The sequence below is a fragment of the Vreelandella nigrificans genome (genome assembly GCF_002374315.1).
Classification (GTDB): Bacteria; Pseudomonadota; Gammaproteobacteria; order Pseudomonadales; family Halomonadaceae; genus Vreelandella; species Vreelandella nigrificans.
Map to the genome: position 1 here is coordinate 20,479 of NZ_NWUX01000008.1, position 22,158 is coordinate 42,636.

Below are 22,158 nucleotides of genomic sequence, written 5' to 3' on the forward strand. Positions count from 1 at the left end.
TCTCATAACCCTAATGCACAGGGAATGTGCCCATTAAGGAATACCTCCATGAAACCTTTCGCTCTGCCACTCGCCTTTAAACGAACCGCCATCGTGGGGGCGTTAGCGACAGCCACACTACTGCAAGCGCCACTTACCCTGGCTGATGAACTGCGTATTGGCTACCAACGTTCGTCTACCTTGATGAGCGTGTTAAGGAATAACAATTCGCTTGAAGAGAAACTCGCGGAACAAGGCGTCACCATCGACTGGTACGAATTCACCAGTGGCTTACCGATGCTGGAATCTTTAAATGTCGGCAATATCGACATCAGCGCTGATGTCGCTGATACCGTGCCGATTTTTGCCCAAGCAGCCGGTGCTGATCTCACCTTCTATGCCAGTGAAGCACCCTCGCCCGCCGGTCAGGCGCTGATCGTACTAGAAGACAGCGACATAGAAACATTAGAAGACCTCGCCGGTAAGCGGATTACCGTGACACGTGGCGCGGGCAACCATTACTTACTGATTGCCGCCCTTGAAAGCGTTGGCCTCACACTAGATGACGTCCGTGTCTCCTATTTGCCACCTGCCGATGCCCGCGCCGCCTTTGCCCAAGGCAATGTAGACGCCTGGATTGCGTGGGAACCCTTCCTCTCTACCTCCCGCGCAACCCTTGAAACTCGCACGATCACAGATGGAAGCGACGGGTTGGCCAGCTACACACGTTATTATCTGGCGGCCACGCCCTATGTAGAGGCGAACCCTGAGGTGATATCAACCGTTTACGAAGCGCTAAACGAAGCGGGTAACTGGGTAAACGAGAACCCAGAAGAAGCCGCCGAGCTGTTAGCACCGCTCTGGGGCAATCTTGATCCTGACATTGTACAAACGGCCAACCTAAACCGTAGCTATGACGTTCAGCCTGTCACGCTGGAAGGCCTTGGTGAGCAGCAGAAAATTGCTGACGCCTTCTTCGCCGCGGACATTCTGCCTCACGCCGTTGATGCAACGGACTCGCCCATTTGGCAACCAGGAGAATAAGATGACCGCACCTTCTGTTGCTTCCCAAACAGCAGCGCCTGTCACAAAAGGGAAGTTTCTGTGGTTTTTACCCACTCATGGAGATGGGCACTATCTGGGAACGGCCAAAGGAGGCCGCGAAGTCAGTCTTGGCTACCTTAAGCAGATTGCCCAAGCGGCAGACCAACTCGGCTTTTACGGGGTACTTCTTCCCACTGGCCGTAGCTGCGAAGACTCATGGGTGATTGCCTCCGCTCTGGTACCTACCACCGAGCGCTTGCGCTTTCTCGTTGCAGTGCGCCCGGGGTTGCAGTCGCCCACTGTGGCAGCGCGTATGACCGCAACCCTTGACCGCATTTCCAATGGCCGATTGCTGATCAATGTAGTGACCGGGGGCGATCCCGTTGAGAATAAGGGCGATGGCATCTTCCTGCCCCACGACCAACGGTATGAAGTTACCCGGGAGTTCCTGGATGTCTACCGTCGTTTGCTTGCCGGTGAAAATGTTACCTACCAGGGTAAGCATATCCACATTGAAGAGGGCCAACTGATTTTTGAACCGGCTCAAACGCCCCATCCACCCCTTTATTTTGGTGGTTCATCGGTCGCAGGCATCGAAGTAGCGGCGGATATCGTTGATAAATATCTCACCTGGGGTGAGCCACCGGCACAAGTGGCCGACAAAATTGCGACTGTGCGTGAAGCGGCCAACAAGGCTGGCCGTGAGTTAACGTTTGGCATCCGGCTGCATGTCATTGTACGCGACACGGATGAGGAAGCGTGGGCAGCGGCGGATAAACTCATTGAGCATGTAGATGATGAGACCATTGCCGCTGCACAGAAGACGTTTTCACGTATGGATTCCGAAGGCCAGCGCCGGATGGCTGCCCTGCACGGTGGGCGGCGGGATAAACTTGAGGTCAGTCCCAACCTATGGGCAGGTGTGGGCTTAGTGCGCGGCGGCGCAGGCACCGCATTAGTCGGTAGCCCAGAAACCGTGGCCGAGCGTATTCGAGAGTATATGGCGGTGGGCGTCGATACCTTTATTTTCTCAGGTTACCCACACCTGGAAGAGGCTTACCACTTTGGTGAAAAGGTACTTCCACTGCTGCCAAAAGACCACGAGCCGCCACCCGCCATTGACACGCTTCGTGCAGCGGTGCGCGGCGAAATAGTTGCTAACAGTGCCAAGCCTCGCTAAACAAACACTTTTTTAATTAAGGAATCAATATGCCTCTTTGTTCAAAGAGGCATATTTTTTGTTTACCTTTATTTCTTAATAAGCTTTTCGTTTATCCTTATTTACCAGCCATTGTTATTTTCTCCCCGTACGACATACTCTTTTTAATTGCAGAAATTTCAATTTGGGAGATTTAAGGATGACGTCATTAAACAAACACTATCTGATAGTACCAGGTTGGAATGGCTCTGGTTCAGATCACTGGCAAAGCCATTGGCAAACACAGCTACCTAATAGTTCGCGTACACTTGTAAATAGCTGGAGTCATCCTCAGTTGGGTGATTGGGTTGCCTCATTAGAGCGCGCCATTGCTCAGGCCAAGGGGCCCATTGTACTGATCGCTCACAGCCTTGGATGCGTTACGGTAGCGCATTGGGCAGCCACAAGGCCCAACTTGAGAGCTAAAATTCAAGGCGCGCTGCTTGTCGCACCTGCAGACGTAGAGCGGTGGAATGTTAATCCAAGCCTGGCGGCGTTTGGCCCTATCCCATTAAAGCCATTACCTTTTCCAAGTCTAGTGGTGGGGTCTAATAATGACCACACAGCAAGCATCGAACGAATTCAGCATTTTGCTAGCGAGTGGAAAAGTGCCCTACATATTATCCGCGATGCAGGTCATATTAATAGTGCATCAGGGCATACGCATTGGAGTGACGGTCTTCGCTTACTAAAGTGCTTTGATTATTATCGCGAGTTACATAGTGATCAGCGACGCAGTGCTTAATGTCTTTTGTTAGGCGATCATAACCTTCTACTTTCTCCTCCAGCGTCATCTTTCATCCCTCGTTAAGAGGGATTTTTTTACCATATCATCTATGTCTTATTTATTAATATAAACATCTAAAATACTTCCTAAGCTTTTATTTATTAATAGCTGATCATTGACAGAAGCACTGCCGATACGCAATCGCTCACTACCCTGTATTTATTTTGAAACACCTATTAAGGATAAAGACTTAAGATGAAATTTCGCTCATTATTACTTTCAGCAACACTTATCGCGGTTGCAACGGCCTCTTATGCCGATAATGTGGTACGCATTGGTACAACGTCTGGGGTTACGTCAGATTCACTGCTAGCGCTCAGTGATGAAATTAGTGAACGTGGTATTGATCTTCAGGTCATTGAGTTTAGCGACTGGACGCTCCCCAATGAAGCGCTTAACAACGGCGATATTGATCTTAACTTTTTCCAGCACCAAGCCTTTTTAGATAACGCGATCGACCAGCGTGGCTATGAGCTCAGCATGCTGGGCCTGGGGCTGTTGCAAAATATTGGCATCTACTCTAATACCCTCACCACACTGGAAGATATTCCCGATGGTGCTCGGGTGGCGGTTGCCAGTGATCCTGTCAACCAAGGGCGAGGGTTATTACTGCTTCAGCGTGCAGGATTAATCGAATTAAGTGACGGCGATGCCATTGGCGCTACCGTGCACGACATAACTTCTAACCCGCATAACCTGCGCTTCCATGAAATTGATGGCCCACAAATTATTCGTAGCCTGGATGATGTGGATTTAGCTATTTCATGGCCCAGCCACTTTGTGAATGCAGGCCGTCCAGAGCAAGCGGGAGAAGCACTTCTTTACTCAGGGATTGACGATACTTTCTACGCCATGGGCTTTGTGGCCCAGGAAAGCCGCACGGATGACGCTCTTCTTCTGGATGTCATCAATCAATTCCAAACGTCTCCTGCCGTAAGGGAAACCATTGATGCCAGCTATGGCGGCAATCCTGATCTCTATACGCTCCCCTGGGTAGAGTAGTTACTTATGACCTCATCCTCCTTCACTACTGCTATAGCAGAGGGCCCCTTAATGGAGCTCCCCATCGATACTAACCGTGTTCGTATTATCCGTAATGATGCAGAGGCAATCTCTACGGCACATGCACTTGCCAAGCGCTACGCACAGGAAGCCGCCACTCGCGATGCTGAACGGCGGCTTCCCTGGAAGGAACTTAATGAATTTTCTTACAGCGGCTTAGGCGGAATCACCGTACCACGCGAATACGGCGGGGCGGATGTCTCTTATCAAACCGTTGCGGAGGTTTTTCGCCTTTTGAGTGCTGCTGACTCCGCTTTGGGTCAAATTCCTCAAAACCAGTTTGGCGTACTGGGGGTAGTGAAAGCGCTGGCTAGCGAAGAGCAGAAAGCGCACTGGTTTGGCCTTGCCTTGAAAGGTCAGCGATTTGGCAACGCAGGGCCAGAGCGGGGAACCAAAACCATTCTGCATCAGCGCACCCGCATTACTGAACAGAAAGGCCAAGGTAAACTCAGTCTTAATGGCACCCGCTTCTACTCCACCGGCGCCCTCTATGCCCACTGGATTCCTACTCGCGCTCTGGATGAACAGGGCCGTGCTGTGCTGGCTTTTGTGCCACGCTCAGCGCCAGGCGTAGACGTTATCGACGACTGGTCAGCCTTTGGTCAACGTATCACGGCCAGTGGCACCGTCACGTTTAACGACGTTCAGGTTCCCTTGGAACATACCCTGCCGGTGTGGCAAATCGCCAATAAGCCTGGGCTAACTGGGCCATCTTCACAGCTCATTCAGGCCGCTATTGATGCAGGCATTGCCAGTAATGCTATCGACGATGCTATTCAGTTTGTGCGCGAAAACGCCCGCCCCTGGACAGATTCCGGCGTTGCTCTCGCCAGCGATGACCCTTACACCATCCATGCATTTGGCCGCCTGAAAATCGACCTCCATGCCGCCAACGCAGTGCTTCAGGAAGCTGCCGCGACGCTTGATGAGATCGCCCGCCAGCCGATTGACGATAAAGGCAGTGCAAGAGCTTCCGTTGCGGTGGCAGAAGCGAAAATTCTCACCACGGAAGTAGCACTTGAAGCCAGCGAACGACTCTTTGAGCTTTCCGGGGCATCTGCCACCCGCGCCAAGCACAACTTGGATCGCCATTGGCGTAACGCGCGTACCCACACCCTGCACGACCCGGTTCGCTGGAAATATCACTTACTCGGCAACTACTACCTCAATGACGTGCTACCTGCACGCCATCAGTGGAATTAAGTGAGCAACCATGACTCAGGCTACCCTCATTTCCCCTCAAGCCAGTCGCGTGGGATTGATCACTAGTGATCAGCAAGCAATTGCGACCGCGCACACCCTGGCGAGCCATTTTGAACAGCAAGCAGCTCAGCGTGATAAAGAACGCTTGCTGCCGTGGCAAGAGCTTGATGACTTTACCAAAAGCGGCCTATGGGCGATCACCGTACCTGCTGAATATGGCGGACCAGAGCTAAGTAGTGATGCACTTGCTCAAGTGATTGCCATCATTGCCGCAGCCGATGGCTCTATAGCCCAAATTCCCCAAAACCACTTTTATGCCCTTGAGGTGTTGCGCGTAGGCGGCAGTGAAGCGCAAAAGCGTTTCTTCTATTCAGAGGTCATCAGCGGTAAGCGGTTGGGTAATGCACTCGCAGAAATAGGTCATAAGGATTACAAACGCCGCACCAGACTATATAGAGACGCTAGCCAAAAGTGGCGCGTCAACGGGCAAAAATTTTACTGCACTGGCGCGCTTTACGCCCACTGGATACCGACCTTGGTGGTGGATGAAGCAGAACGCCAACAGCTGGTATTCATTCCTAAGTCAGCACATGGAGTCACCATTACCGACGACTGGGACGGCTTTGGCCAACGCCTTACGGGAAGCGGCTCAGTTCAGTTGGACAACGTGTTGGTAGACCCTTTATGGGTAGTGCCGTTTACCGACTCCTTTGAACGGCCCACTGCTATCGGGCCCTTTGCCCAGTTGATGCATGCAGCGATTGATTTGGGCATTGCTCAAGGCGCTTTCGCCGCCACACTGTCGTTCGTCAAACAGCACGCTAGGCCCTGGATAGATGCAGGCGTAGAGCAGGCATGCGAAGACCCGCTGTTAATCGAGCGGATAGGAAATCTCTCCGTGCGCCTAAAAGCGGCAAAGAGCCTGCTTAAACGAGCGGCTGGCAGCGTTGCCATTGCCCAGAAAACGCCCGATGACGACAGCGTGGCGCAAGCCTCTATTGATGTCGCCGAAGCGAAAGTACTCACCACCGAGGTTTCATTGTTGGCGGGTTCGCAGTTATTCGAGCTATCCGGCACGGGGGCAACGTTGGATAACCGGCAGTTAGATCGCTTCTGGCGCAATGCCCGCACACATACCTTACATGACCCTGCCCGCTGGAAGCTGCACGCAATAGGCAATTTCTACCTCAATGGGCAACGCCCACCCCGTCACGGAGCGATCTAAACGATGCCAGCGCCCAAAAAACACATCCTGTTCAATGCGTTCAATATGAACAGTGTCGGCCATATCAATCATGGGTTATGGACGCACCCAAGGGATAACTCGTCAGACTACAACACGCTGGAATACTGGACGGAGTTGGCTAAAACGCTGGAGCGTGGTCTTTTTGATGGCCTGTTCATTGCCGATATCATCGGGGTGTATGACGTTTATCAAAATAGTGTTGAGACGACGTTGCGAGAGTCAGTACAGCTGCCGCTCAATGACCCTGCCGTACTTGTCTCAGCGATGGCCGCAGTGACTCAGCATTTAGGCTTTGGTATTACCGCCAACTTAAGTTTTGAGCCGCCCTACCTCTTTGCTCGCCGCATGTCGACACTCGATCATCTAACTCGTGGCCGCGTCGGTTGGAATATCGTCACGGGGTATCTCGATAGTGGTTCTAAAGCCGCCGGTCTCCATGGCCTTGCCCCGCATGATGAGCGCTATGACCGCGCGGACGATTACCTAGAACTACTCTACAAACTATGGGAAGGCAGCTGGGAAGATGGTGCCGTATTGCGCGACCGCCAGGCTCGCGTGTTTAGCGACCCCGCTAAAGTGCACAAAATCATTCATCAAGGCCATTACTACCAGATGGAGGGCTATCACCTGAGTGAACCCTCCTTGCAGCGCACGCCAGTGCTGTATCAGGCCGGTTCTTCACCCCGTGGCCAGCAGTTTGCCGCACGCCACGCAGAAGCGGTATTTATCAGTGCTCAGGATAAGGGCGAAGCAAAACGGGCAGTGGATAGCCTGCGCCGTCAAGCCGTTGAAGCGGGGCGCAAAGCAGACGATATCAAAATCTTCGCGGGCATAGCGATGATTACCGGCACCCACCAACAGGAAGCGCAGGATAAGTACGATGATTACCGCCGCTATGCCAGCCCCGAAGCAGGGCTTGCCCACTTTTCTAGCAGCGTCGGCATCGATTTTGATCGCTTTGAGCTGGATGAGCCGATTCACTACGGCAACAGCAATGCCATACAGTCAGCGGCGAGCAGTGCCCAAGCCAACGCCATGACCAAGCGTAAGTTACTGGAACGCTTCAAACTAGGCAGCCGCTACCCCACCTTGGTAGGTGACCCCTCCTATATCGCCGATGAACTTGAGTCCTGGATCACTGACGTCGGCATCGACGGTTTCAACGTATCGCGCACGGTCACACCGGAAAGCTTTGAAGATATTGCCGACCTCATCGTGCCTGAACTGCAAAATCGTGGCGTCTACAAAACCAGCTACCAGGAAGGCAGCCTACGCCACAAACTCTTTGGTGCCGGGGACAAGCTTCCGAGCTATCACGCTGGGGCGCAGTATCGGAAGGAGAAAGAGCCACATGACCATAAGGAAGCCACGGTATGAAAGCACTGACGATAGTGATAGCGCTTACGCTGTCAGCAACAGCAGCCTATGCAGACACTTTACGCATTGGTGTAACACCAGGTGCATTGGCAGACTCTGTCATCGTTGCAGCAGAAGAGGCCAAGCAGTTAGGAATTGATGTTGAGGTAGTCGAGTTTAGTGATTGGACAACACCTAATCTAGCATTGGCGAATGGAGATCTAGACGCTAACTATTTCCAGCATCAAGCATTTCTTGACAATGCTGTTGAGGAAAGAGGGTACCCAATCGAGTCCATTGCTTTCGGCATATTGCCCAATGTAGGCCTTTACTCGCAACGTATTGAGTCGCTGGATGATTTACAGGATGGGGCACGTGTCGCAGTCGCCAGCGATCCAGTCAATCAAGGGCGAGGCCTGCAGCTGCTGCAATCAGCTGGGTTGATAGAGCTTGACCCAAATGCAGGCGCAAAAGCCAATTTAGATAGCGTTATCACTAACCCAAAAGCGTTGCGTTTAATCGAAATAGAGGGGCCACAGCTTGTTCGAGCAATTAATGATGTGGACTTAGCCCAAGGCTATCCCTCTCATATCGTCGCAGCTGAAGCATTTGACCCTGGCAGTGCACTACTTTTTTCAGGCCTTGAAGACGAATATTATGCAATTCGTTTTGTTGCCCATCATGACAATACTGGCAATGAAAAACTACTTGAATTTATTGACTTATATCAACATTCACCTGCCGTTAGAGAACAGATTCATCGTTCCAACGCCAATGATGATCGCCTCTACAGCCTTCCCTGGCTGAATCACTAATCTTACTCCCCTACCCCTTGGCCCAACGCCGATAGGCAATACGGGCCAAGGCATCCAGGAAAAACCCCAGGAACCCTATCAGCACTACCATGGCCATGAGCTCCGAATAGGCTAATCGATCACGGGTATCGAGTATGTAGTAACCCAACCCAGAGCTAACGCCCAACATCTCGCAGGGCACTAGAATGATCCACAAAATACCAATGGCCAGCCGCACCCCTGTCAGGATATTTCCGAAGATGCCCGGCAGAATGACCTGAAACAGCAGCTCACGCCGAGTGGCACTCAAGCTGCGGGTTAGCTGCAACCAGCGGGGATCTAACTGCTTCACCCCAGAGGCGGTGTTCAACAAAATTGGCCATACGGCAGCAAAGGCAAGCAGAAAGTAGATCGGCTTGTTACCTACCCCTAGCACCATAACCGCGATGGGCATCCAGGAAAGAGGCGATATCATGCGTAGAAACTGGAACACCGGCGTGGTTGCCCACTCCACGTAGTGCGACGCTCCGACCAAAAGCCCCAGCGGAATACCCAACAACAAAGCAAGCCCGAGACCTACCAACACGCGCTGCAGGCTAGCAGCAATGTGCTCATACAACTCAGCACGCCTCAGTAGCTCCGTCAAACTGGCGAGGGTTGCCTGCGGGGTAAACAGGTTACCTAGCCTGCCCAACCCATCAAGCGGCCCAAGCCAGGCCCACCAGAACAACAGTAAGGTTAAAATACCGACGCCCCCCAATAGCCAGGGGAGCGCCGCTTGTCGAATGATCCGCGTCAAACCTCGATCTCCTCATCCCGTTCAAAGCGCTCTGGAAAACCAAATGCTGAAAGACCGCCCACAGCTTCAATACTGCGGCGAACAAAACGATCATCGACAAGATCTCTTGCCACTTCTGCAGGATCCAAGGTATCCAGAAAACCAGTATTGCCTTCGACCACGGTGTTTTTCAGTTGGCGTACCAGCTCTTCGGTGTAGCTCGGGAAGGGATACGGCTGAAAGTCGATCCGCTGGGAATTCCACTCGGGGTGCTGAATCGCTCCTGACGATAAGTAGCCTTCTCGAGCACTAGCGGGTGGGGCTAGTACTTGCTTGAGCACCTCAGGTTCATGCGGAGTATAGCGATGGGTTCCCGCCCGGGAGAGTAGCTCGGCAGCTTCTTCGCGATGATCGCGTGTCCATAATTGCGCTTTAACAATCGCATCAACGACTTTCTGTGACCACTCGGGGCGCTCTTTAAGGTCATGCTCGTGCATAAACACCACACAGCAGGCGTGCTGTTTCCAGATATCGCCTGTAAAGCGCGCCACCCGGCCAACGTTCATATGCTCTGCCAGTGCATTGAACGGTTCGGCAACAATGTAGCCGGCTATTCGACCACTGGCTAACGCCGGGGGCATATCGGAAGGAGGCATCACCACAAGGCCGACTTCATTGTCAGCGACAGCGGTATCCGGCCCGGCGCTGACAGGGGTTAATCCCTCTTCCCGAAGCAAGCGTTGCACCACGACGTTATGGATGGAATACCAGAAAGGAACTGCGACGTGCTTACCACCCAGTTGGCTTACGTCTTCAATATCGGGGGCAACGGTCAGGCCCGAGCCATCCACGTGGTTCCACGCGACTACTTTGGCGGGCACTTGACTTCCGTAGCGCGCCCAAATCGTCATGGGTGACAGCAGGTGTATCACGTTGACTTGCCCAGAAAGAAACGCCTCAATCACCTGTGCCCAGCTTCTTAACATCACGGGCGCGTCTGCTTTTACGCCCGCTTCTTCAAACAGGCCACGATGATGGGCGACCAAAAGCGGCGCCGCATCAGTAATGGGCAAGTAACCTATGCGCACGGGAGCATCTGGCTCTTGCGCAGCTGCGCGGCTACTTAATGCAGAAAGTAGCGGGGCAGCACCTGCGGCGGTAAATAACGCAGCGAGTTTTAAAATGTCACGCCGAGTAGGGGTAGGATCATTTAAGCACATGCCAGGTCTCCCTTAATGAGGTCGTTCGTTACCTTACGGCTAGAGTGTCGGAGCGTTTTGAGAATATCGATGCGCAGCAGGCCTAAGGCTTCAATGTGATCATCTCGCGGGTAAGGCAGATCAATTGACCACTCGTTGAGCGTGGTGGCGGGTGCACCACCCAGCAGCAGCACCCGCTGAGACAGCTGAAGTGCCTCATCGATATCGTGGGTAATGAGCAGTACCGCGGTGTGGCGAGCCTTGACGATGTCGATCAATAGCGCCTGCATCTCACCTCGTGTGACTTCATCAAGCGCCCCGAAAGGCTCGTCCAGTAGCAGCACGCTTGGCTCTCTAGCCAAGCAGCGCGCCAGCGCGGTACGTTGTGCCATACCGCCTGACAACTCTTTGGGATAGCGTCGCCGGGCATGAGTGAGCCCCACAGCCTCCAATGCGTGCGCCACTTTTTCTTTACGTTGGGCGGTACTGTGCACCGGCTGACTGGCAAAGTTGAGCCCGAACCCTACATTCTGTTCGAGGTTCAACCACGGCAGCAGGCAGGGATCCTGAAAGGCTACCGCAACACGGGGGTGCGGTTTTTTATGTGGCTGGTTAAATAACGTGACGTCACCACGCTGGGGTGACTGCAAACCACCCAGCACACGTAGCAAACTCGATTTACCCACCCCGCTGGGGCCCAACACGGTGACGATTTCGCCAGCCTGGAGAGACGTTGAGAAATCTTCAAGTACAGGGTTCCACCCTGCCCCATCGGCATATCCCAGCATTAGGTTATTAGCCTCAAGTACCGGCGAGGTCATATAAAGAGCACCTCTTGATGACGCAGCAGCTCGGCTTTCAGCTGCACCACGCTGGGCGTGATGATGGGAATAAATGCGGCTTCCCCCCATCTACGGGCGAAGCCATTGGCTGCGTTATGCACATACGCCTTACCACCTGAGGCCTGTAGCTCTAGCTGGGCGGCATTTGCCACGACTTCAGCCAGCGTCAAACGTATCGCAAAGAGTTCAGCAGGGTGCTTGATAAAGCGCTGTTTGCTTAGCCCCTTCTGCAACTGCTTGCCTGCATGGCTTAAGTGCCGATCCACCCCTTCGTAGTCATCGCGCAGCGCTGAACGTGTGGGTCCAAGTTGCTGTTTGGCTGCTACTAAACAGCGGCGAGCCAACCCAATTGACATGCCACATTGCATGGCCAAGAACGCTGGCCGAACCTGCGGTAAAAAGTTATTGGCTGAATGGGAAATGACCCACTCATCTGTTAGTGAGGCATTTTCAACCTTGATGGAGGCCGTATTGCTTGCCCTTAGTGCGATTAGATCCAGATCGTCGCTGCGATTAATCCCAGCTAAATGGCTGGGCAGCGCCGCAATCAGCGGCTGTTCATTTTCGACCTCCACTGCGGCTGCCACCACAAAGCCTTCTTTTCGCAAGTTGGTGGCCCAAGGCAACACGCCATCGAGTAATCGCTTACTATCATCAATAGGCTTTCGAACGGCGATGCCCAACGACTCAATGCCAGCCAAGTATTTCATGGCATTGGATAGTCCTGTCGCACCGGCCAGCTCACCGCTTAGCAAAGAAGGCAACAACCGTTCTCTTAGCTCAGGGTTATCGCCTTGCAGCAAATACTCAATAAACGCGCGGTGCCCCCAAAAAACAAAGGCAGCCGTTAATGACTGGGAGGCCACCTGAGCGATGGCCTCGACACTGTCAGCCACCTCACCACCTACGCCTCCCAGTGAGGTGGGTACGCCTATTTTAAACACCTCATCAGCGGCCAGCTTGGGTAAGAGCTCGGCTTCGTTGATATGGCCCGAATCCAGTAGGTCGGCATGCTCGGTTAACCATTGGTTAAGATGATCACTGATCATTGCCCCCTCCCCAGCGGTACGCTGCCAACTCTGGATTGAGCGGCGTTCGCGCAAAGCTATTGGCAAAATTGCATAGCGTCGCCAAGCTAACGCCAAGAATGACCTCCAGCGCCTGCTGTTGATCAAACCCTGCCTCTAGGAAAGAGTTGAGTGAGTCTTCACTAACGGCACCACGGTTAGCAATCACCTCTCGCGTGAAGGCAGCGAGTGCCTCATAGCGCGTATCCGGCAACTCTCCTCTTGCACGTAAAGCCTCAATGACCTCCTCCGATAATTTCGCCTTGTTTTTGGCGATGGCAGTATGGCCTGCGACACAAAAGCTGCAGCCATGGGTCGTGGCGGCCGTTAACTGGATAACCTCCCGCTCAGCCAAGCTTAAACTAGCACGCGCATTGATCGCCGAGACGGTTAAATAGGTTTCCAACGCCACCGGCGCGTTGGCTAATACTTTTAAAAGATTTGGCAGATAGCCGGATTGCTCTTGGGCTTTCTGTAACCACGGCAGCGCTTCAGCGGGTGCATTTTCAAGTGTTCTTAAGGTAACCAAAGACATTTCCAGACCTCCTGATAAGTAAGTAACGAAATCTTAGTAGTCAGGGGCATAGCGCTGAATACTATGGAGTCGTCGAAACTTGCTCTAGAGTGTTTCCGTTATATGAATTACTCACGTTCTCCTACCGATTGGTTATTAGAATTTATCGACCCAAAGGCGCGCCTTTTTCATACCGGCAATTATTGCGGTCGCTGGAAGGCCTCGTCTCATGGGCATGCCAACGCGAGCTTTCATTTGGTTGTTTCTGGGAATTGCTGGCTACATCTTGAAGGAGTAGCACCAGAACCTCTCACGGCGGGCGATGGTGTCTTAATACTCCGAGACGTACCTTTTTGGTTGTCAAGCAGCGAAGCGACATCTGCGTTAACAGCAATACCCGTGACGCAGATGCAGCCGTTCACTCCCCACTCAACTAACGAAACCGGTTTAGTTTGTGGCTTTTTTGAAGTAACGCCTGGTATTGGCCAGTGGGTAATAGAGGATTTACCCAACTTTATTATTTTCCGCCAATCATCCATCAGCATGCCGCAAATACCGGTCATCTTTTCGCTCATTGTTGAAGAAACGCAGCGCGAACAGTCGCCCTCTCCCAGTTTATTAACGCGTTTAAGCGACTTGCTATTGGTTTATGTACTGCGTGAGCGCCTGCAACATTTGGATGAGTTGGGCGGTGTGTTTGCACTAGTCTCTTCGACCACGTTGCTTCCTTTATTAGAGCGCTTGGTCGCCGAACCCGATGCCGCTTGGACACTGCAAACCATGGCTGACACAGTGGGCATGTCGCGTTCTGCCTTTTTTAAACATTTTAACGACTGCACTGGTCAATCACCGGGGCAGGTGCTGTTAATGCTGAGGATGAAAATGGCCGCGCGTCACTTGCACAACAATCGTTCAGTGATAGAGGCAGCCGATTTGGTCGGTTATAAATCATTGGCTGCCTTTACTCGTGCCTTTTCACGTTTTTATGGCGAAGCACCCGGTGCTTTTCGCCGTCATGCTAAGCAGCTATCCGCCTGAAGGGTGATCATCCACCGACTGCCGCAGTACCGCCTGAGTAATCCTGCTACCTGGAGGTACATCGCGGGTTAGCCAAACGTTGCCGCCAATCACAGCGCCGCGGCCAATGGTGATACGGCCAAGAATGGTGGCACCGGCATAGATCACCACGTCGTCTTCCACAATGGGGTGGCGTGGCTCGCCTTTGGTGAGTGCACCCTGATCGTCCTCATCGAATCTTACCGCTCCTAGCGTCACCGCCTGATAAAGGCGTACCCGCTCACCAATGACCGCCGTTTCACCGACCACAACCCCCGTGCCGTGGTCGATAAAGAAATGGCTGCCAATCGTTGCGCCAGGATGAATATCAATACCGGTCACCGAGTGGGCTTTTTCGGCAATGATCCTTGCGATGATTCTCAGCCCCTCCACATAGAACACATTTGCGATGCGATGATGAATAATGGCTAATAGCCCTGGGTAGCAAAGCAAAATTTCGTCTACCGAGGACGCTGCCGGGTCGCCGCGATAGGCAGCTATCACGTCCTGATCTAATTGCCGACGTAGTGCAGGCAGCATGGTGGCAAAACGACGGACAAATTCATTCGCTTTACGATCTTGAGCCTGGGATTCCAGGCGCGGCTGCTGGCAACTCAGTTCTAAACGCACTTGGGTCACCAGAATATTCAACGCGTGGCCAAGCTGATGCCCCACATAAAAATCCTCACTCTCCTTTTTGAGATCGGAGGGGCCCAAGCGCATAGGAAATAAGATGCCGCACAAGGCATCAATCACCTCATGTATATGGCGGTGAGCAGGAAGCTCACGGGTGCCCAGGTCGGTTTCCCTGCCTTGGCGCTCGCGCCACTCGTGTCTTACCTGGCGTAACTCTGTCACCACACTGTCTAATGGCCATGGAGATGGCTCATTGTGGTTTTTTTCACTCATCTCAGCGTGGGCCTCTTTTTTCAAGCGTTGATAGTTTGCCCTGACTACGAATAAGACGTTGGCACTGGATACTGATCCAGCAGTGCCCACCGACCTAGATCGCGTATTTTATAATCCACCGGATCATGGAGTGTATGGGTGCGTGCATTGCGCCAAAAACGATCCAGCCCCAAAGGCCGTGCAGTCGCTCTCGCACCTGCAATATCAAACAACCGGCTGCTAGCATCCAACGCCGCTTGGTGTGCCACGACTTTCGCCTCTGCAATGGCAATTGCAGCCTCACCCCGGTTTTCAGCACTAATAGCGGTACGTTTCACAAAGTGGCGCTGGGCTATATCGCCTGCTATATCGGCCAATACTTGAGCGCTACGCAGCTTTACCCACAGCTCACCAAAGTGGCGCTGAAGGTAGGGGTCATCTTGCGCTTGAGCTGCTTCAGAGGCTAACCAGGGTCGCCCCTGCTCAAGCGTAAAGCGCTTTGCTTCCTCAAAGGCTCCTTCGGCAATGCCGACGTATAGATTGACTAACACTAACTGGGCTAAACAGGCGCGAAACTGAGCCGACGGGGACCACGTAAAACCAGGCGGTAGCAGCACTTCGCTCTCTAGTACCTCCACCTGCTCAAAACTCACGGTACCGCTATCGGTTTGCCGCTGACCGATAGCGTCCCAATCATCATGTACGGTAATGCCAGGACGATGAGTGGGCACCGCCGCAATCACTAGGCTTTGGGTAGGCTCATGCCACGCCGAGACGGTCAAATAGTCTGACCCTCTTGCCCCTGAGCAGAACCCCTTCTTGCCTTGCAGGATAAAGCCACCATTACCGCGCTCGGTAGCGACGGTGCGCTTATCCAACGGGTTAAGGGTATTGCCCCAGAAAAGATGTTCTTGAGCGGTGGCGGTTAACAGTCGCTGCTGCTGGTGTTGATTGCCGTAAAGCAATACTGACCCCACCTGCAGATGATGAAAAGCAAACACATGAGCAAGCGCTGAATCCACCCTGGCTAAGCGTCTGACCACGTGATAAACAAGTGACCATGGTTGCCCCTGACCGCCATACTCAGTGGGTACAGCCAGCGTCAACAAGCCGCTATCCCGAATCAGCTCGCGCTCAAAAGAGGCATGCCCACCCAGGCGATCACGCTCAACGGCACTTTCGGCTAGGCGCGCTGCCAACTGATCAGTAATGGCCAGCCAATGCTGCTGATCATTGCTCGATAGAATGTCTCGCGTGGGATCCACTGCTCTCAATCGTTCAGACTGATCTGGGTAGGCATTTGCAATGCTCATGCGGCCACTCTCCTCAATGGATTAATGCAAAAACCAGAAAAAAGAACCATCAAACGGTAAAACACAGGCCCAGGCACATTGAGGCTCAATCTCGTTTAGCGGGTAAGGATACGGTGTATTATTCATCGCTAGGCCGCCATACCACAGAAGGGATATCCAGCTCGCGTGGAATCAGCTCCAGTTCAAAGAAGGTATCAGCGATATCTTGTTGCTGGGCAATCACTTCGTCAGAAAGATATTGAGCACCGTAGCTTGCGCGATTCGCGGCCACATACACCACGTCCGGATCAAGGCCGATGGAAGGGGCTAGCAGCTCAGCCACTTTACGCAGGTTATCAGCTGCCCAGCTATCCAGCTCCTGTAGCTCTTGTATGATCTCTTCAACAACATGCGGGTACTGCTCCGCCAATGGCCCCGCCGCAATATAAAACTCATGGTTACTAACTAAATCGGTACCGTCCGTCAGAATGCGTGCACCTAGTGCATCTTCGGCAGCAGCCAAGTAGGGTTCCCAAATGACCCAGGCATCGACGCTGCCTCGCTCAAATGCTGCGCGCGCATCCGAAGGGGGTAAAAAGGCGGTGCGAATATCGTGGATCGATAGCCCGGCATCCTGTAGCGCACGTACCAACAGGTAATGGACATTAGAACCACGGTTTAGCGCAACGCGCTTGCCTTCCAGCTCGGCAACGCTTTGGATGGGCGAGTCTTCTTGCACAAGAATCGCTTCTGCTTGAGGCGCTGGCGGCTGGTGGGCCACATAAACAAGATCCGCCCCGGCAGCTTGGGCAAAGACCGGCGGTGTTTCACCTACCGTGCCAAAATCAATGCTGCCTACATTAAGGGCTTCCAGCATTTGCGGGCCAGCAGGAAACTCCGTCCAGGTGACATTGATATTGCGATCAGCGAATCGCTCCTCCAGTGCCTGACGCTCTTTAAGCAGTACCAAGGTGCCGTACTTTTGAAAGCCAATACGCAAGGTTTCAGGGTCATCGGCTGCCAATAACGAGTGAGGCAATAAGACCAAGACTCCCGACAGTACGGCGGCAGATAAGGCTGATTGTTTGATCATAAAAGAGCCCATCAAAGAAAATTAAGCGTAGGCAACAGAGCGCTGGTAGGCACTCGCTGATGCGGAACTCTGACTGGGGAGCGTTTCAATCAGCTCTTCAAGGGAGCGACTGATTCGAGCGCTTGCCTCCTCCCCCACCTGGTAGCGCTTTTCGCCATCAAGGGTGAGCTGTTTTGCGTTGACGTAGACACCGCCCAATACATTGCTGGCCCCTAACGCAGACAACACCGGCTTTAACGCGTAATCGATCACCAGTAGATGGCTGTCAGAGCCGCCATTGGCAAGCGGCAGTACCACTTTGCCTTTCAGCCCACGCTCAGGTATTAAATCCAGCAGCAGTTTAAGCGCCCCTGAAAAGGAGGCCTGGTAAACGGGCGTTGCCAACACCACCGCATCTGCCTTGGCAATTGCCTCTCGGTAGCGAACAATTTGAGGTGCGTTAAAATCGGCGAAAAATACTTCATTACCGTCAAATTCATTGACGTTGAATACGTCTGTTTCGATTCCCTGTTCCTGTAGCTCCTTATTGATAAAGTCGATTAAAGCTGAGGTACGTGACAAGCTTCCAGGGCTTCCTGCAATTAATACAACGCTCATAACAAACTCCTTAAGCACCAAATAGTTAAGATATCAGGGGTAGAAAAAATGATTTACGAGGCTGAGGCTTGACGGGATTGCGTCGCACGCGCGTCAAACGCACCCCCAGTAAATACGCCCTCTTCTGTCACCGCCTGTTTGCCAGGCAGCAAAGGGAAGATGAGTTCAGCGAAGCGGATCGCCTCTTCAAGATGCGGATACCCCGAAAGCACAAACGTATCCACCCCCAAATCCGCGTACTCCTGCAAACGCTGGGCCACGGTTTCCGGGTCACCCACCAGTGCCGTTCCTGCACCGCCTCTGACCAGCCCGACACCCGCCCAAAGATCAGGGCTAATCTCAAGCTTGTCGCGTCTTCCACCGTGCAGTTCCGCCATACGCCGCTGCCCCACAGAGTCCATGCGCGAAAAATTTTCCTGGGCTTTTTGAATCGTTTCGTCATCCAGGTTGGCAATCAGCTTGTCTGCCGCCTGCCAGGCCTCTTCGCGGGTTTCTCTGACAATCACATGGAGGCGCACGCCAACTTTCACTTCGCGCCCATACTTGGCCGCTTCTGCGCGCACATCGGCAATCTTTTCAGCAACAGCGGCAGGCGGCTCACCCCAGGTGAGGTAGGCATCAACATGCTTAGCGGCTAATTGATGGGCAGCGGGAGAAGAGCCGCCAAAGTAAAGCGGCGGATAAGGCTTCTGGACAGGATCAAAGAAATTCTTGGCACCCTCAATCTGAAAGTGCTTGCCCTGATGATCAACACTTTCACCTTCCAGCAGCCGTTTCCAAACCGTTAGAAATTCATCAGCCACTTCGTAGCGTTCGTCATGGGTCAAATGAACCCCTTCGGCCGCCAGTTCAGCGGCATCGCCGCCCGGCACAACATTGAGCAATAGCCTGCCTTTTAGCGCCTGATCCAGCGTTGCCGCCTGGCGAGCGGATGCGGTAGGGCCTGAAATAGAGGTGCGCAACGCCACCAATAACTTAATCCGCTGAGTGACGGGCACTAAACTTGAAGCCACTACCCAAGGGTCTAGGCAGCTGGACCCAGTGGGAACGAGCAAACCGTCATAACCATGGTGTTCAGCGGCAACCGCTATTTGCTGTAAATAAGCGTTGCTGGGTGGCCGTCCACTACCTTTACCCAAATAACGCGTATCGCCAGACGTAGGCAGGAACCAGAAAATATCTAAACTCATCGCGTCTTCATCCTGTAAGTAAACCTGTAAACAGGCTGCAAAGGGCATTAAGCATTGATTACCAACAGCATAAAGACATGGATAAAACCTAAACAAATCACTTTATGAGATATCTATTTCAGCATGAGGCAAGAAAATCTAATGCCATAAAACTGATGACTACTTCTGTTTAAATTATTTAGCTTCCCGGCCCACTCAAGATATATAGTTTTTACTTATATTGACTAGGATGAACAACGAGATGCAACGCCTGAATAGCCGGTTCTCCTCATCACTGAATGCACGATGTTATGGATTAGATGCCTCCTTAAACCTTAGCCCTTCGAAGCCAGGTTATCCAAAGCCAAGCCATCTAAAATCAGGCCTCGCAAGCCCGGGCAGTCATCACATTACTCAACTGCGACACTGGGCCAGCAGCACCCCTCTTTCGACGGCATTATGGCAGCCCAACCATGGTCAATGGCGACGCTGGCGATGGATCGACCTACTACGGGAAGCAGAAAACCTCGCCGCCAATATGCGTCATCATGGCTTAGCGACCAACGCCCGTATCGGCTTTTGCGGTACGCTCAACGCTGATTTACTCTTTGCGATGTTGGCGGCTTATATTAGCCATTGCAGGCCGGTGTTGATTGACAGCGAGTTATTAAACGAGCCGGCAAACTTCTTAGCAGCTTGCCATCAGCAACAGCTCTTATATGTCGTTACTACGCGCCCCGTTTCACCTTTCAACACGCCTCCACCTAACGTTACCAGCAGTTGCTTGTTGTCTAGAAAAAACACCTTTGAGGCGTTTAGCCAGCTACCGCTCGCTTTAGCCAGTCCAACTATCTGTCACAAAGCACCAAGCCGTGTAGCACTATGCCTACTTGCACCACGCGGCTTCTGGGCTGAAGAAGGCACCGAGCGCCCTAATAGCGTAGAACACACCCTGAGTCACTGGCTCACCTCAGGCGAGGCACTCGTGCTACCTGAAAACAGACATACGGTGATTAAAGATCGCCAGGCCGCCTTGATAACGAGCATCATCGGCTCCCCTAGCCTGCGACAGCATATCTATTCACAAAATCAGCAATACTTCACCTCGCTTCCACCTAAACAGCAAGCGCTCTACCGCTGGAGTAGCCAACAGGATGCACCCGCTCTCACTAACGCCGCCAAGAAAGTTATCAGTCGCTTGATGGGCTGGAACTACTTACAGCATTTGGAAAGACAGCTCACCTCACCCTACTAGTAAAAAACAAAAGCATTACGCATAAAAAAACCGCCTAACTGGCATCAGCCACTTAAGCGGTTAAAAGGTACACTCCACTGGGACACTACACACTTCAACCTTACTTTACCGCTAGAGTTTTTAAAAATCTTTATTGCGTATATCTATTTTAACAATCATCTTAAAATCCTACTAAACTACTCACTAGCAACCACAACAAGATTCACCGCGCGTATCATTAAAAATGATTTACTAATCATGATTTATAAAGTTTTCATAACTATTTTTACACGTTGGCACAGTAATTTATGGTCTGCCATTACTGACCACTCTTGAGTAGACCATTATGCGAACACACTCCCTCACTGGCCCCCTCTCTTTTAGCCGAGCCAAAAAGTATTGGCTGACCAGCCTGCTCTTTCCCTTAGCCGCTGCCTCACAGGTAAACGCTGACGATGTCAGGATTGGCGTTGTCTCAAATGGGCTGATTGTCGATTCAGTCTATGTCGCCGCAGATTTGGCTAAAGAGCAAGGTATCAATGTTGAAGTGGTTGAGTTTAGCGACTGGGTGCTTCCTAATACCGCCGTGCTAAACAAAGACATTGATATCAACTACTTTCAGCATGAGCCTTTTCTGACCAATGCCGAGGAGGAGCGTGGCTTCGATTTAACCCCACTCGCCTATGGGGTTGAGGGTTTAATGGGCATTTACTCAAAGGACTTTGAAAAAGCAGAAGACATCCCTGCAGGCAGTACCATTGCGGTAGCCGATGACCCCGTTAACCAAGGTCGAGGGTTAATGCTTTTAGAGCAAGCTGGATTAATCACTTTGCCTGAAGGCATTGGCTACCATGCCAGCCTTTACGATATTGAAGACAACCCGTTGGATCTCTCTTTTGTAGAGCTACCAGGGCCACAGCTACCCCGTGCGTTTGAAGATGTCGCCGCTATTCTTAGCTACCCGCATTACATCAAATCTTCCGGCGTGACGGATCCTGCAGATGCACTGCTATTCCATATTGATGACACCCACACTTTTGCACTGCGCTTCGTTGTGCATCCTGATAATGAAGATGCTCCCGCTATTCATCAGTTCATTTCAATCTACCATCAGGCACCTGAAGTAAAGGCCTCTCTTGAAGAAGCCTTCGGTGATAGCTCGCTATATCAATTGGCATGGGAAGACTTTCCTCCCCTGGAGCTGAGTGAATGAATATTGCCGTTGCCCCCTATCGTAAGGCAGCCCCTTCGGGGGCTGCTGATAGCCAAAAAACATCCCCCACTAACCCTCTGCACCTGCGACTTGAAGGTGTCGGTAAAACCTATGTATCTGGTCAGCGACGAGTAGAGGCGCTTAAAGATATAAATTTGGATATCTACCAAGGAGAGATCTTCGGCATTATCGGGAGGAGTGGTGCGGGAAAATCGAGCCTGATACGCACGCTGAATCGCCTTGAGGATGTCACTACCGGAAAAGTGTTGATTAATGACGTCGATATCCAGTCACTGGATACAAATGGCCTCGTTAAACTACGCCGCCGAATTGGGATGATTTTTCAACACTTTAATCTACTCTCATCAGCGACCGTATTTGAGAATCTAGCACTTCCGCTGAAAGCCGCGGGTATTCGAGATAAGCAGCGCATCCGGCAACGGGCACAAGAGCTTCTGCGCCTAGTAGGGCTCGAGGGAAAAGAAGATGTTTACCCCTCTCGCCTTTCAGGCGGACAAAAACAGCGCGTTGGCATTGCCCGTGCGCT

21 protein-coding genes and 1 pseudogene are annotated in these 22,158 nt (G+C 52.3%); 12 read left to right on the forward strand and 10 right to left on the reverse strand.

Translation table 11 applies throughout. From position 1 onward, the window contains the following. Nucleotides 1–48: 48 nt before the first annotated feature. The 8 genes from CPA45_RS10840 (at nucleotide 49) to CPA45_RS10875 (ending at nucleotide 8,690) form a co-directional block, all read left to right on the forward strand. The gene (locus CPA45_RS10840; RefSeq protein ID WP_096651563.1) at nucleotides 49–1,023 is read left to right on the forward strand and encodes an aliphatic sulfonate ABC transporter substrate-binding protein; all 975 of its coding nucleotides are present in this window, start codon (nucleotides 49–51) and stop codon (nucleotides 1,021–1,023) included. 1 nt (nucleotide 1,024) lies between these two features. Beyond that, entirely contained in the window at nucleotides 1,025–2,203 is a 1,179-nt protein-coding gene (gene ssuD, locus CPA45_RS10845; protein ID WP_096651564.1) for an FMNH2-dependent alkanesulfonate monooxygenase, read from the forward strand. 178 nt (nucleotides 2,204–2,381) lie between these two features. After that, the gene (locus tag CPA45_RS10850; RefSeq protein WP_096651565.1) at nucleotides 2,382–2,966 is read left to right on the forward strand and encodes an RBBP9/YdeN family alpha/beta hydrolase; all 585 of its coding nucleotides are present in this window, start codon (nucleotides 2,382–2,384) and stop codon (nucleotides 2,964–2,966) included. 237 nt (nucleotides 2,967–3,203) lie between these two features. Further along, the gene (locus tag CPA45_RS10855; protein WP_096651566.1) at nucleotides 3,204–4,010 is read left to right on the forward strand and encodes a MetQ/NlpA family ABC transporter substrate-binding protein; all 807 of its coding nucleotides are present in this window, start codon (nucleotides 3,204–3,206) and stop codon (nucleotides 4,008–4,010) included. Nucleotides 4,011–4,016: 6 nt separating this feature from the next. Then, nucleotides 4,017–5,273 carry an SfnB family sulfur acquisition oxidoreductase gene (locus CPA45_RS10860; protein ID WP_096651567.1) on the forward strand — a complete coding sequence of 419 codons (1,257 nt, stop codon included), beginning with the start codon at nucleotides 4,017–4,019 and terminating at the stop codon, nucleotides 5,271–5,273. A gap of 10 nt (nucleotides 5,274–5,283) precedes the next feature. Continuing rightward, nucleotides 5,284–6,498 (forward strand): SfnB family sulfur acquisition oxidoreductase, encoded by a 1,215-nt coding sequence (locus CPA45_RS10865; RefSeq protein ID WP_096651568.1) that lies wholly within the window; start codon nucleotides 5,284–5,286, stop codon nucleotides 6,496–6,498. Between the two features lie 3 nt (nucleotides 6,499–6,501). Further along, nucleotides 6,502–7,896, forward strand: a complete 1,395-nt coding sequence (locus tag CPA45_RS10870) for an LLM class flavin-dependent oxidoreductase (protein WP_096651569.1) — start codon at nucleotides 6,502–6,504, stop codon at nucleotides 7,894–7,896. Then, nucleotides 7,893–8,690 carry a MetQ/NlpA family ABC transporter substrate-binding protein gene (locus CPA45_RS10875; RefSeq protein WP_096651570.1) on the forward strand — a complete coding sequence of 266 codons (798 nt, stop codon included), beginning with the start codon at nucleotides 7,893–7,895 and terminating at the stop codon, nucleotides 8,688–8,690. The genes CPA45_RS10870 and CPA45_RS10875 overlap by 4 nt, the downstream gene beginning before the upstream one ends. Before the next feature lie 10 nt (nucleotides 8,691–8,700). Here the strand turns inward: CPA45_RS10875 and CPA45_RS10880 are convergent, their stop codons facing one another. The 5 genes from CPA45_RS10880 to CPA45_RS10900 are packed head-to-tail and all read right to left on the reverse strand — an operon-like array spanning nucleotide 8,701 to nucleotide 13,090. Beyond that, nucleotides 8,701–9,468 carry an ABC transporter permease gene (locus CPA45_RS10880; RefSeq protein ID WP_208858492.1) on the reverse strand — a complete coding sequence of 256 codons (768 nt, stop codon included), beginning with the start codon at nucleotides 9,466–9,468 and terminating at the stop codon, nucleotides 8,701–8,703. Beyond that, the gene (locus tag CPA45_RS10885; RefSeq protein WP_096651571.1) at nucleotides 9,465–10,667 is read right to left on the reverse strand and encodes an ABC transporter substrate-binding protein; all 1,203 of its coding nucleotides are present in this window, start codon (nucleotides 10,665–10,667) and stop codon (nucleotides 9,465–9,467) included. The genes CPA45_RS10880 and CPA45_RS10885 overlap by 4 nt, the downstream gene beginning before the upstream one ends. Then, nucleotides 10,658–11,467 carry an ABC transporter ATP-binding protein gene (locus tag CPA45_RS10890; RefSeq protein ID WP_096651572.1) on the reverse strand — a complete coding sequence of 270 codons (810 nt, stop codon included), beginning with the start codon at nucleotides 11,465–11,467 and terminating at the stop codon, nucleotides 10,658–10,660. The genes CPA45_RS10885 and CPA45_RS10890 overlap by 10 nt, the downstream gene beginning before the upstream one ends. After that, complete coding sequence (locus CPA45_RS10895) at nucleotides 11,464–12,537, reverse strand: acyl-CoA dehydrogenase family protein (protein ID WP_096651573.1); 1,074 nt, start codon at nucleotides 12,535–12,537, stop codon at nucleotides 11,464–11,466. Before CPA45_RS10895 ends, CPA45_RS10890 begins: the two co-directional genes overlap by 4 nt. After that, nucleotides 12,527–13,090, reverse strand: coding sequence for a carboxymuconolactone decarboxylase family protein (locus tag CPA45_RS10900; protein ID WP_096651574.1), 564 nt, complete (start codon nucleotides 13,088–13,090; stop codon nucleotides 12,527–12,529). The genes CPA45_RS10895 and CPA45_RS10900 overlap by 11 nt, the downstream gene beginning before the upstream one ends. Before the next feature lie 102 nt (nucleotides 13,091–13,192). On the opposite strand from CPA45_RS10900, the gene CPA45_RS10905 reads away from it, so the two are divergent. Next, nucleotides 13,193–14,107 carry an AraC family transcriptional regulator gene (locus tag CPA45_RS10905; RefSeq protein ID WP_165771538.1) on the forward strand — a complete coding sequence of 305 codons (915 nt, stop codon included), beginning with the start codon at nucleotides 13,193–13,195 and terminating at the stop codon, nucleotides 14,105–14,107. On the opposite strand, the gene epsC is transcribed toward CPA45_RS10905, so the two are convergent. The 5 genes from epsC to ssuD (CPA45_RS10930) form a co-directional block, all read right to left on the reverse strand. Further along, nucleotides 14,096–15,034 (reverse strand): serine O-acetyltransferase EpsC, encoded by a 939-nt coding sequence (gene epsC, locus CPA45_RS10910; protein ID WP_096651576.1) that lies wholly within the window; start codon nucleotides 15,032–15,034, stop codon nucleotides 14,096–14,098. The two genes, CPA45_RS10905 and epsC, sit on opposite strands and share 12 nt — an antisense overlap. Nucleotides 15,035–15,078: 44 nt before the next feature. Further along, nucleotides 15,079–16,326 (reverse strand): acyl-CoA dehydrogenase family protein, encoded by a 1,248-nt coding sequence (locus CPA45_RS10915; protein WP_096651577.1) that lies wholly within the window; start codon nucleotides 16,324–16,326, stop codon nucleotides 15,079–15,081. A 118-nt stretch (nucleotides 16,327–16,444) separates the two neighbouring features. Continuing rightward, nucleotides 16,445–17,398 carry a sulfonate ABC transporter substrate-binding protein gene (locus CPA45_RS10920; protein WP_208858493.1) on the reverse strand — a complete coding sequence of 318 codons (954 nt, stop codon included), beginning with the start codon at nucleotides 17,396–17,398 and terminating at the stop codon, nucleotides 16,445–16,447. A gap of 21 nt (nucleotides 17,399–17,419) precedes the next feature. Then, entirely contained in the window at nucleotides 17,420–17,995 is a 576-nt protein-coding gene (gene ssuE / locus CPA45_RS10925) for an NADPH-dependent FMN reductase (protein ID WP_096651579.1), read from the reverse strand. 53 nt (nucleotides 17,996–18,048) lie between these two features. Then, a complete protein-coding gene (gene ssuD / locus CPA45_RS10930) occupies nucleotides 18,049–19,185 on the reverse strand; it encodes an FMNH2-dependent alkanesulfonate monooxygenase (RefSeq protein ID WP_096651694.1) in 1,137 nt (378 codons plus the stop codon). 241 nt (nucleotides 19,186–19,426) lie between these two features. Between ssuD (CPA45_RS10930) and CPA45_RS10935 the strand changes: the two genes are divergently transcribed. The 3 genes and pseudogenes from CPA45_RS10935 to CPA45_RS23275 all read left to right on the forward strand — a co-directional run. Beyond that, complete coding sequence (locus CPA45_RS10935) at nucleotides 19,427–20,419, forward strand: AMP-binding protein (protein WP_096651580.1); 993 nt, start codon at nucleotides 19,427–19,429, stop codon at nucleotides 20,417–20,419. A gap of 325 nt (nucleotides 20,420–20,744) precedes the next feature. Beyond that, entirely contained in the window at nucleotides 20,745–21,611 is an 867-nt protein-coding gene (locus tag CPA45_RS10940) for a MetQ/NlpA family ABC transporter substrate-binding protein (RefSeq protein WP_096651581.1), read from the forward strand. Continuing rightward, nucleotides 21,608–22,141, forward strand: a pseudogene (locus CPA45_RS23275) (ATP-binding cassette domain-containing protein); the annotation flags it as partial. The gene CPA45_RS10940 and the pseudogene CPA45_RS23275, both read left to right, overlap by 4 nt. Nucleotides 22,142–22,158: the final 17 nt, after the last annotated feature.